The sequence below is a fragment of the Dictyobacter kobayashii genome (assembly GCF_003967555.1).
In the GTDB taxonomy this organism is placed as follows: domain Bacteria; phylum Chloroflexota; class Ktedonobacteria; order Ktedonobacterales; family Ktedonobacteraceae; genus Dictyobacter; species Dictyobacter kobayashii.
This window is the reverse complement of sequence record NZ_BIFS01000001.1, coordinates 2,681,296-2,693,260: the sequence shown is the minus strand read 5'-3', so window position 1 is coordinate 2,693,260 and position 11,965 is coordinate 2,681,296. Positions and strand designations below refer to the sequence as shown.

Here is an 11,965-nt window from a genome sequence, read left to right as displayed (position 1 = left end):
GGACTCAACTCCACTTACAACTTTCGTCGCTAGATACACTTATAACATTTCGTTAGCCTCACTGTAACATAGCTTCTGGAGGGGGTCAATCTCCTCTATTCATTTGCTGATGGCTGTATATTGATTGGGGGCGGAGTGGGTTCAACGAGCTGGAGCGTCAGCAAGGTCAATCCCAGGCTGCCAATCTTTTGCAGGATGCCATGTAGTGCCGCCTGGTCTGGTAGCTCTCCCGCGATCTCCGTTTGCCCCTGTTCATTGACCAGGATCGTCAGGCCGTCAAACCATTCTGACCAACTCTCATCCAGGCTTCCCCTTACAACGATACGGTAAAATGCAGTCTGTGTGTGCTGGTAATTCATGGTGGCTCGCCCTTTCATGTCTAACTTTTCAATTTACAGGCAGAAGACCAGGGCGGCTGGTCTTTCCAAGCAGAAAGGCCGGTTGCCCTGGTTGTAATGCTCAGGCGAAGTTCTTATTTTCATCGCGGATATAGGCCCAGCCGGCCAGGATGAGGAATACGATGGCGAATGCTCCCAGGATCAGCAGGTGGAACCAATAGGGATGGCTATCCATTGACCAGCTGGCGTTTACTGCGTACCAGGCCAGTTGTCCAAGATGATATGTTGGGACGTATGGTGCGATCGTAGTAACAAAGGTAGGCAGGAATTGCAGGGGTACGAATAAGCCTGAGGCGAAGGCCAGAATGAGCGACAAGACGGTTGAAACGGTCTGGGCCAGGTTTGTGCTGCCCACGAAACCCAGGAAGATGCCGAGAAGACTGAAGGGTACCATGCCGATTAGCATAAAGCCGAACAGGCGCGCCCAGACGCTGATGTCCATGTGCACGCGGCCCGTGATAGTCGCCACCGCGAATAGTGTCAGCAGCGAGATTATGCCGGTCAGGATGATGACCAGGAATTTTGAACCCAGATAAAGGGTGGCACTCATAGATGTGGTGCGCAATAGTTTGTTCCAGCCCTGGCTGCGCTCGCTGGCGATGGCGATACTAAAGGTCTGGAAGGAGACCACAAACGCGCCATAGGCGGCATACTGGGCCAGCATTGAAGGGGCATATTTGGCGTCAAAGGCGTTGGCGAAAATCAGAAAGAACAGGGTCGGGAAGCCAATGCCAAAGACGACGGCGGGCGGATTGCGCAGGATCTTCAAGAATTCACAGTAGAAGAAGTAGCCCCACGGATGTGCCCTGTTCTGCTTTGTGTTATTGACACGGCTGGTTTCGATGGTTGGTGTGGATGATGATGTGGTCATGATAATTTTTCCCCTTTTATCTTCTTAATCTATACTGCTATCATTATTTTGCGCTGGTGAGAGCGAGGAAAGCCTCTTCTAGTCCGGCTCCTACGACTTCGAGATCGCTGAGCTCGATATCCTGTTTGAAGAGGCGGCTCAATATCTGTTCTGGCTGCATCGAGAACAGCTCAAAGGTTTCGCCGATATGTTGTACCTTGTCGGTCTGAGCAATCTGCTGTAGATCGAGCAGATTGAGCCCGGGTGCGCGGAAGCGTATTTGTTTGCCGCCCACATGGCGCTTGATCTCGCCGGGAGTGCCGTCCGCGATGATCTCTCCTTTATTGATGACGACAATGCGATTGGCTAGCGCATCGGCCTCTTCTAAATTATGGGTGGTCAGAATAATTGTTTTGCCCATAGAGACCTGATCGTTGATCTGGTCCCAGAAGTTGCGTCTGGCCTCTACATCCAGTCCGGTGGTGGGCTCATCCAGGAAAATCACATCGGGATTGCCGACCAGGGCCAGGGCAAAGTAGACACGTTGTTTTTGTCCACCGGATAAACGAGCTAACCTGGAGTTGGCTTTCTCTTCCAGGCCAGCCATTTTGATCGCTGCTCGGGTGTCCATGGGCTGATCATGAAAGCGCCCAAACAGTTCCACCAGTTCGCGAACTTTCAAGGTTTCGGGGACGCCTGATTCCTGTAGCATAACGCCGATACGTTTGCGGTGATTGGCAATGCGGGGGTCCTCGCCTAAAAGCTCTACCTGACCACTGCTAGGACGGCGCGTGCCGAGCATCAAAGAGATGGAAGTAGATTTTCCTGCTCCGTTTGGTCCCAGGAAGGCGACTACCTCGCCCTGTTGAATTGTCAGATTGATATCCTTGAGAGCCTGGACCTGGCCATAGTTTTTTGTGACATGCTGTAATGTGACGGCTGGTATACTGCTCTGTGCGTTCATTAATCTTGCTCCTTCAAGTTATGTATCTCTACATGGCCGATATTTACTCACGCGACCGGTTCTGTGAGAACTATACCTGTACCAAGGGGCTTAGCTCATCCTCCCAAAGAAGGATGAGCGGATGGAAAAGCACTGCGGCGTGTGTACCGGAGGGATGGAGTGAGGAGGTGGATTAATCGAGCAGCTTGAGTTTACGGGCGCGTGCAATGGCCTGAGTGCGGTTGTTGGCCTGGATTTTGTTGTAGATGGTATTGATGTGTGATTTGACGGTGCTCAGTGCGATGATCATCTGCTCGGCGATCTCTCGGTTGGAGCGCCCTTCGCTGATCAGGCTCAGCACCTCTAATTCGCGCTCACTGAGCGGATCTGCCAGTTCCTGTTCCTGGCGCGCTTTTGTGCCGTCTGGTCGCATGTCGGTTTTTCTTTGTAGCTGGTTGCGCAGCGCCACAATCAATTGATCTAGGAAGGCCAGGCTATAGCTGGGACCGTCTGGCGCCGCTTCTTTACGGCGCTCTTCTCTGAGCTGTCCCAGCAGTATGGCCATCGCTCTTCCTTCATCCAGGAAGATACGTTGATAGCCCTCGGGCTCAGCCAGTATCAGTGCCTGCGTGATTTTGTCGCTCGCCTGCTCATTATCACCCAGCATCTGGTGTTGTAGGGCCTGAAGAATCAGTAGGTGAATGATGCGTCCTTGCCAGTGGCGCTGCTGAAATACTGCCTTCAGGCGTGCTGTGAGGTCCTGGGCCTCTTCCAGATAGCCTGACTTCTGCAAGAGATACGCACGGATTGTGTATGGCCTTTCCTGGATTGCCAGCATGTGTTCGCTAATGGCTGCTATCTCTTCCTGTCCTTCAAGTAACCAGCGCCTGACGTCACCATTGTTGCCCAGGCGGTATTCCAGATAGGCATGGGTCGCCTGTATCTGTTGCTGATAAATAATGTTTGTTTGTTCATGACCAATCAGTTCTTCATAAGTACGGAATAGCGCGTGTGCCTCTGCTTCATCTCCCCGGGCCAGTTTGATGGATATCAGTGTGTTTAAGCCCGCTAGTGAGCCGTTATTCATGCCCAGGCGCTTGCAGATGCGCATGCCCTCTGTTATATACTCTTCTGCCTCCACCAACCGGTTCCATTCATAATAGAGCTGGCCTAGCTCGAAGTAGCTGGCTGGCAACGTTAATAGTCGCTTTTCGGATTGACTGGCCCAGTTGAGAATCTTTCGATGGGCACTCTCGGCGCGGTGGAGCTGACCAACCTGCCATAGTAAACTGGTTAACTGAAAGGCGATCGCAGGTACCCAGGTCAGGCTATCATCAGCCATGGCGGAAAGGCTGGCCTCTTCAAAAACCTCAATGGCTTTGCCGTTTTCTCCCAGGATAAAATAGATCAGCCCCAGGTGCTGTACGATACGGCCTCGATGCGCCAGTTTTTGAATATGGGTCATGGCATTTTGAATTAGAACCAGGCTGGTGGCACTAGAACTAGGAGCTAGAGGACTGATCGAAATCAAATGATAGATGATCAGTGTGCCGTAGAGCGTCAGGATCTCTGCCAGCAGGTTGGCGCGGTGTTCATTGTCATATTGATCCCTGGGGCATTGCGTGTTAACGTGCTCTTCCAGCACGCGGATCATTTCTTCTGTACCGACCTCGGCGATTGATGGCAGGTGATGATAGTGCTCGTATGCCTTTAACTTCTCTAGCATAGGGGCGAATTGGCCACTACCTATCAAGGTCCAGACCTCGAAGAGGAAGATGCGCAGGCGGCCCAGGCGTTGTTCTTCAGGTAACAATTCACACCAGCTAACGACCGTTGCGGTCTCGCCAGCATTGACCAATGCCAGTCCGAAGCGCTCGGTAATATCTGCGATGGCTGCCAGATCATGCATCTCACGTGCATGCACCATAGCTTCCTGGAACAAGTCTTGTTGTAGAAACCAGTGCCAGGCGCGCCGGTGTAGTTCCGGTATTAGCTCAGGTTGCTTCTGCTGCAGGCGCTGCTTGAGCATATCTGCAAAGAGATGGTGATAGCGATACCAGCGGCGTTCGTCGTCCAGCGAAATTAAGAATAGGTTGGCCTGTTCCAGCCATTGCAGCATTTCCTGGCCCGCGCTCTGGCCGGTGACGGCCTCGCATAAATCACTGTTGAGCCGGCTGAGGAGCGCGGTCTGTAACAGAAACTGTTGCTGCGCTATGGTCAACTGCTCCAGGACTTCCTGGACCAGGTAATCAACTATATAGCGATGACTGCCCGTAAAAAGCTGGATAAAGTGCCCTGTATCTTTTTGACCTTGCAGGGAGAGGGAGGCTAGCTGTAGCCCCGTCGCCCAACCCTCCGTGCGCTCTTCCAGGGCACTGATTTCTTGCGGTGAGAGCGCCAGCTGATTTTCCTGTTGCAGAAAAACTTTGATCTCTTCAGTTGAAAAGCGTAAATCGGCGGCCCGCAATTCTATTAATTGTCCACGCGAACGTAGTCGCGCGATCGGTAGCATTGGATCGGCTCGGGTGGCGATCAGTAGGTGGACCTGTTCGGGTAGATGGTCGATTAAAAAGCTCATCCCCTGGTGAATACTATTATTTTCAATACTGTGGTAATCGTCCAGCACTATTATTACTTCATGTGGAAGTGTGACAAGACTATTAATAAGCACCGCAAGGATGGATTCAATTTTAGGGGGCGGTAGAGCGTGCAGCAGGGATAAAGCTACCTCGGCTGACCCGCTGTACAGCATATTGCAGGCTGTAAATATATAGGTCCAAAAGTACATTGGCTCATCATCGCTTTTTTCGAGCGAGACCCAGGCCGTGGCGCTATTGGATTGTTTTAACCAGCTGCTTACCAGGGTGCTCTTTCCAAAGCCTGCTGGTGCCGCCACTAATGTCAGGGGAACTTCGAGCACTTTCTGCAATTGCTGGTATAGTTGTGGTCGAGGAACCAATCTACTAGATATCGAGGGCATCTTTAGTTTGGTTGCCAGAATAGGATTGAGGGAAATCGATGTTTGCTGCTGTGTCTCCTCCCCTACCCTGACTGATGCCTCTGCTGGCTGATTTGCCTGTTGTACTACCGAGGCGGTATCTGCTTCCGTCTGTGGATGGAAGAATAGCGCTACCTCTTCCAGACGCTCCAGGCTTAATTCATGTTCTTTGGCCAGATATTTTTTCTGTAGCCGTTCAGCTACACGCTGATAGCCATACCAATACACCTGGTTGCCGCCTGCCTTCTCCTTGCGCACCGTATACGTGCCCATCTTCCCCTTGAATGCAAAGGATGGCACCGTCTCCAGCCAGGCGCGCCACGCCTCCCCTGACTGGCAAATACTGGTAGCGTGAGGATCTTTATCTTTAAAAACCTGATAATTCTTACTTGCGGAGGACCATGAGAGGGTATACGCGGCATTCCTTGGCATAATACGCAGTCTCCACCTATATTCAGTGCTCACAGATTGAATGATAATTTAAAAGAGCTTTGTTACATAGAGCTTTTTGTTACATATAATAAGTATAAATCTTTATAAATCCCCAGGCAACCCTCCTCTCCTCTCCCGCAGGGCTTTTTCATGTTCCTCTTTGGCGCCTGCAGCGCCGGGTCATGAGTGTGGAGTGTGTTTGTATGGTGGGCGGCTGCCCACCATACAAACACACTCCACACCTGAAAGAATGTCCATGTGAGTACTGGCGGCCAGTTAGCCTGACAAACTTCTGTATGAGGTGAGAGCACTGGCGGCAGCAGCCGCCAGTGCTCTCACCTCATACCCCAACCCGGCGCCGCAGGCGCCAAAAGAAAGAATTGGCACACCCCGCACAACAAAAGGGACACCCGCCATCTGGCGGGTGTCCCTTTTGTTCTCTAAAGTCTTTTAGACGAATAGCTCAGCTTCGCTCAAAGGTCCAAGTGTAGTAATGATTTGCTTTTCACGCATCGGGAAGTGTTTGAGGGAGCGCATCACATCCTCAGGAGTAATCTTCTCAATACGCTCAATCTCCTCTTCTACGCTAACGAGACGGCCTTCGGTGACCCAGTCCCCGGCCAGTGAACGCATACGAGAAAAGGTGGACTCACTACTCAATACGATGCCACTGATCCATTTATCCTTGGCTCGGCGTAACTCGTCTTCAAAGACGCCATCATTCAGCAGGCTATCTAACTCTTGATTGAGCATTTTGAGGACACGCGGTGCATCTTCGGGTGTGGAGTTGGCCTCCATCAGCATGATACCTGTACCCTCCATCGCCCAGATGCCGGCGCTGGCCGACTCCGCCAGTCCGCGCTGGTAGATGTTCCAGTAGAGGCGTGAACCGTCGCTATCACCCAGGATGCTGCCACCCAGGACCGCTGCATAGTAGTCAGGATGCTTGATATCCACGGCTGGCATGGCGATAATCATGATTTGCTGCTTCAAGTTTTTATCCACCATGACATGACGGCTTGATTTAGCTGGCTCATAATGGGACACATCGCGGCCGCTATCGCCGGTACGCCAGTTGGCGCAATGTTGCTCGGCCAGCTTAACAATATGCTCCCAATCAAAATTACCAGCCACCGACAGAATCAGGTTATTGGCGGCATAACGACGATTCCAATAATCGCGCATCTGCTCAACGCGCAGGTTACGGATGCTCTCGCGCGTGCCCAGCACATCGTGTCCCAGGGGATGATCATTGAAATAGTCCTGCATCATGCGTCGGTAGGTGAGATTATATGGTTGATCTTCCGAGCGCGCAATCTCGTTGATGATCACCTCTTTCTCCATCGTGAAATCAGTTTCATCAAGGCGAGGATACATCATATCGCTCAGTAGTTCAAATGCGTTGTCCAGATATTCACCTAGCACACGGGCATAATAGACGGTCGACTCATGGGAGGTAAAGGCATTTAGTTCTGCCCCGATTTTGTTGAAGGCTAGCGTAATCTCTTGCCAATCAAGGGTCTTTGTGCCCTTGAAGACCATATGCTCTAAGAAGTGAGAGACGCCTGCAACATTTGGATCATACTCATCTCGGGAGCCTGTACGGACGTAGTAGGATACTGCCACCGACTCAAAATCTGGCATCGGCTGGCCGACAATTTGCAGGCCGTTACTGAGCGTGTGGGTGTGAAACACAGTTCCATTCGCTATGGTTTCTGACATAACTTGCTCCTCCAGTGTGCAAGGCGGTGTCTGCCTGCCTACTGTGTTGTGTTGTAGCAGGCACGTTATTTGATATTATTTATATTTACAGGCGTAGTGCTTAGTTTCCTTGTAAATAGCATCATAGCCCCACCATGGATAGCTTGTCAAATACCCTGGCTCACCCAACTATATCAAACTGTAGCATCACGTTGTTTGCTATGTCAACACGTGATATAGTAATAAGGTGATCAATATTTACAGAAAAATAGCTGCGCTCATCCAAATGAGCGGCATGCTATACGTTTCGCCAGACATTTTAGAATGTGTCTTACTCCCATCAGCATGGGAAGCATGTCGCGCCTGTGCGGACGTGCGCTGGCGCGCCCGAGCTTTTTTTCTTATATGGTGCAAAAAGTGCGCAAAGAGCACTTTTTGCACCATATAAGAAAAAAAGCTCGGGCGCCAAAGGCGCTCAAACGCAGGCGTGAAGAGCGCGGAGATCATGAGGATAAGACACATTCTTAGCTAAGGGCTGCGGATCTTGTGCTAACGGCATGAATTGATACGTACTGATATTATGCATCAACTATGTATCCATACAGCCGTTCTGCCTGTCATGTTGAATATGGCTAATGTGTGTGATATGCTACCCTGTAGAAAATTTAGTGTAGCACGCGCTCATTGCCAGCTAGACAACTTTTCACCGCACTGTTGAGTGCTTTTGGCTAGAAGAGGAGTTGTGGATGTCTGCCTCTACTCGGGGAGGAATGGATTCATTCGCTGAAGAGAACTGTCCCTTATCATTGTTGAAATTACTTTTAAAACAGATGATGATGCGCTTCGGTGCCGATGGTGCATGTATAGCTTTGCACGATGAGGCAATTGGCCAGATGCGTGTGCGGGTTCATACTCGCTTGAAGCGTGCGCAGTCGGCGGCCCCGGACATTTCTCTGTCGGGGATTGAGAATGTCTCTGCGCGTTTGGATATTACCCAGAGACGAGCCACGGCCCAACTGGATATGGATAGCCTGGAAACCCAGCATATGCCGGCTACTGATTCCCAGCGTTCCCGTGCTCAATCTGCTATGGTAGATGATATTGTAGAGGTAAGTCCTCAGCAGTGTGAGCTCTTCTCACCTGGTTCAACATATTCCCCAGGACAAGATTTAATTGGCTATAGCTGGCATAAGAATGAAGCTTTTGCGATGCGCCATGAGGATTATATGGCGCTTATTCGGGCCAATCAGCATCCCCCTTTACATGCCGATATAACTCCTGCTTATTACCTTGTGGTGCCCATTCGGGAATCGACATTGCTAGATGAAATACATGGCCATGCGCATCCGGCTACCGTCCTGGGTGTTGTTGTTTTATACTATACAGAAGTTCCAGGCCTTACATCTGGTCATTTGCAGAAGCAGCGCGCTGAGGCTTTAAATTATGGTGAGCGGATCGCGCTTTATTTGCAAAATAATATTTTGCGTGTACAGGATGAGCGCCTGCGCCTCAAGCAGCGCCGTACCAGTGAGTATTTACAACTTTTGCAGGGCATCAGCTCGGTCTTCCCAACCTCGGTTAAGTTATCGGACCTGGTGGAGAATATTTATCAGTTTGTGTCGCGGGTCGTTGATGTGTCGGGCATGTTGTTAACTATTTATGACCGTGACCTGGATCGCTTATATGATGTCTTTGCTATGCATAATGGTCAGCGCGTGGAGGGGCTGGCGGAGAAGCCCACGGTACGTCTAAAGTCAGAACGTCCGGTCTGGTGGCGCGAGACACAACATGAGAAGCGTGAGTTGCTATTTTCGCCGGCCCAGGATGCTGAGAAGACGCGTATGTATCAGGAGCTCCTCACAGGTGTCTGGGGCGATCAGCGTCGCACCCAATCCTTCTTGCTTCTGCCAATGAAGATGTTTAACCGCGTGGTGGGTACTATCTGTCTGACCAGCATGCAGCCCAATGCTTATCAGCCTGAAGAGATTCAGGTGTTGGAGGCAATGGCCCAGATCGTTACGGTCAGTATCGAGAACACCAAATTATACGAACGCGATCGAGCTATTCTGCACGATGCTCGGCAGCGCGAGGCGCAGCTGGCCGCCATCAATAGTGCCTTACAATCGATCAGCTCAGTATTGAATGTAACCGAGCTCTTAAATAACCTGGTTGAGTCAGTGGCTGCCATTACCAAAGTCGAGCTATGCGCCTTCTTTGAGCCATCAGCCACCTCAGAAGAACTGGTCGCCCATGCCCTCTATGCGCCTTCCAGTGTACAGATGGTGGACGATGGTAGTGGTATGCCTATTATTACTCCACCTAATAAAGGCGAACCAGATAAGATCATCAATCTTATCCAGCTACCTTTTAAAGGAACTTTTCTCGAACATATGGCCGACGAGGGCTTTTTCTATCTGGATGAACCCAAACTCGAAGAACTGGCCCGCTCAAGCAATGAAGGTGGCATGATCTTCTTACGCGAAACCGGGATCGAACATATATTGATGGTTCCCATGTCGTATCAAACGGAGTTTATCGGCTTTCTGGCCGTACCAACCCCTAGAGGCAATCGCTTCTTCCGTCCCAAGGATGTTGGGACTGTGCTGGCTATCTGTGCCCAGGCCGCCAGTGCGATCCGCAACGCCTTGCTCTTTGAGCAACGTGAGGAGGCCTATGCTCGCCTGGAGCGTATGGATAAGCTGAAGGATGAGTTCCTGGTGACGGCCTCGCATGAATTGCGTACTCCTTTGACTGCCATCAGTGGCTACTCTAGCCAGTTGAAGCGCCAGAGCTCTCGCGCCACCCCACAAACTGTCTTACGCTTTGCCACCAAAATCTCGGTAGCGGCCCAGCAATTGAGCGATATGGTTGCCAGCATTACCGAAGCGGCCCAGATTGGCCCTGGTGATCGCAAGATGGACTTGCATATAGAAGCTGTTCAGGTGTTGGCGGCAGCCGAGATCGCCGTAAATATGCTGACCCATAATTCTGAGCATATAATCTCCCTGGATATCGACCACCATCTCTGGATCAATGGTGATGCTCCACGGGTACGCCAGGTGCTCACCAATCTCATTGAGAATGCCGCCAAGTACTCTCCCACTGGCACCCATATCCAGGTGAGCGCAACCTCCTTACCCCTCTCAGAGGTCGAGCCGCTTTTAACTGAAGATCAGGCAGATCCAACATTATTATTGGACAACGGAGATATTTCTGTTATATTGGTACGTGTCAAAGATCAAGGCGAAGGTATACTCCCGGGTGATCAACAGAAGATCTTTGAAAAATTTGTCCGTGCCACACGTTCACTGACGACCCCTGTACGGGGTTCCGGTCTGGGATTGTACATCTGTCGCCGCTTTGTAGAGGCAATGGGTGGCAAGCTCTGGTTAGAACAGAGTGTCGCGAATGAAGGTTCAACCTTTAGTTTTTATTTGCCTCAGGTTATTGCTCCCGTTGATACTGTTGAATAGGTAGAATTAAAGCATGTACGCAAAAGATACATCTGGTGGCCCCATTCCACAAAAAATCCTGGTTGTCGATGATGAAGCCGTCATTCGCGATATGATGGTGGATATCCTGGACATGGAGGGGTATCCTGTCGAGCTCGCTCGCAATGGGCGCGAAGCCCTCGATATACTATCCGGGGCCGGCACACAGACAAGCTACTTAATCTTCCTGGATCTAATGATGCCTGTCTTGAATGGCTATGAATTCTGTCAGGAGCTTAGCCAGCATCCTGCGCAACGGCAACAACACATCGTCATTATAATGTCCGCCCTGGATCAGCTCGCCAAAGCCACCAACATCCAGGCCGACCAGACCATGCCCAAACCCTTTACTGTCGACGACATCATGCACATCATCCAAACCTACATGTCCTAACCCTAAAGCAAACAACCATATTATGCTGTGGTACAGAAAAAGCTGCAAGCCGCAGCTTCGCACATTATTTATTATATGATGCAAAAAGGCGCTAAGCGCCTTTTTGCATCATATAATAAATAATGTGCGGGCGCGTCAGCGCACGCCCGCAAAAAACCAACCCAAGGGCATAAAACACGGCTCAGCCGTGTTTATTATCTTGTCAGCCAACCGCTAACACGCTATAGTAGGGCCAGGGAAATTCCAATTTCCCCCAGAACTGAAAGAATATCTTTGATAAGCAACCACCTTATCAAAAAGACCTGAAGGGGCAATACAGTGGCTGACTTTATCCTTATTTTACACAACATCAACGTCTATTTCGTCTTTTTATCGGCACTGGTAGCCGGGATTTGGGGCTTGATCGTCTACTTTCAAAAGCGCGAAAACATCAAACCCTGGCGTATCTCATTATTGGTAGCATTTGCTTTTGGTGTGTTACAGGGCTTGCTTGGCCTATCCATGGTTGCCCTGGGCTTAAAACCGGGTGGCGGCACTGGACTCTATTATTTACACTATGTATATGGTGGGATTGTAGCATTAGGTATACCGCTGGTCTGGCTGAGCTTTACCACTAATGGTGAGGATAAGCGGCGTGATGTGCTGATTTATAGCCTGGGTGCATTAGTAATTGCTATTGTAGCTGTGCGCGCCTGGATGACCGGTCCAGCTGCGTAACTGGCATTATTGGCTAGCGCCAGGATACATGCAACGGTTCT

Annotated in this window: 8 protein-coding genes; 3 read left to right on the top strand and 5 right to left on the bottom strand. The window is 50.6% G+C overall.

Annotated features, from left to right (window positions below; genetic code table 11):
• Positions 1-95: 95 nt before the first annotated feature.
• From EL645_RS11890 to EL645_RS11870, 5 genes are all read right to left on the bottom strand, one after another.
• Positions 96-359: a DUF8691 family protein gene (locus EL645_RS11890; protein WP_126550248.1), complete on the bottom strand. Its 264-nt coding sequence runs from the start codon at positions 357-359 to the stop codon at positions 96-98.
• Between the two features lie 100 nt (positions 360-459).
• The gene (locus EL645_RS11885) at positions 460-1,269 is read right to left on the bottom strand and encodes an ABC transporter permease (protein WP_126550247.1); all 810 of its coding nucleotides are present in this window, start codon (positions 1,267-1,269) and stop codon (positions 460-462) included.
• 43 nt (positions 1,270-1,312) lie between these two features.
• Positions 1,313-2,212 carry an ABC transporter ATP-binding protein gene (locus EL645_RS11880; protein WP_126550245.1) on the bottom strand — a complete coding sequence of 300 codons (900 nt, stop codon included), beginning with the start codon at positions 2,210-2,212 and terminating at the stop codon, positions 1,313-1,315.
• A gap of 172 nt (positions 2,213-2,384) precedes the next feature.
• Positions 2,385-5,621, bottom strand: coding sequence for a winged helix-turn-helix domain-containing protein (locus EL645_RS11875; RefSeq protein ID WP_126550243.1), 3,237 nt, complete (start codon positions 5,619-5,621; stop codon positions 2,385-2,387).
• Positions 5,622-6,071: 450 nt separating this feature from the next.
• Complete coding sequence (locus EL645_RS11870) at positions 6,072-7,343, bottom strand: M16 family metallopeptidase (protein ID WP_126550241.1); 1,272 nt, start codon at positions 7,341-7,343, stop codon at positions 6,072-6,074.
• 725 nt (positions 7,344-8,068) lie between these two features.
• On the opposite strand from EL645_RS11870, the gene EL645_RS11865 reads away from it, so the two are divergent.
• The 3 genes from EL645_RS11865 (at position 8,069) to EL645_RS11855 (ending at position 11,924) form a co-directional block, all read left to right on the top strand.
• Positions 8,069-10,795: a sensor histidine kinase gene (locus EL645_RS11865; RefSeq protein ID WP_126550239.1), complete on the top strand. Its 2,727-nt coding sequence runs from the start codon at positions 8,069-8,071 to the stop codon at positions 10,793-10,795.
• 13 nt (positions 10,796-10,808) lie between these two features.
• A complete protein-coding gene (locus tag EL645_RS11860) occupies positions 10,809-11,207 on the top strand; it encodes a response regulator transcription factor (protein ID WP_126550237.1) in 399 nt (132 codons plus the stop codon).
• Between the two features lie 318 nt (positions 11,208-11,525).
• Entirely contained in the window at positions 11,526-11,924 is a 399-nt protein-coding gene (locus tag EL645_RS11855) for a hypothetical protein (protein WP_126550235.1), read from the top strand.
• Positions 11,925-11,965 lie beyond the last annotated feature (41 nt).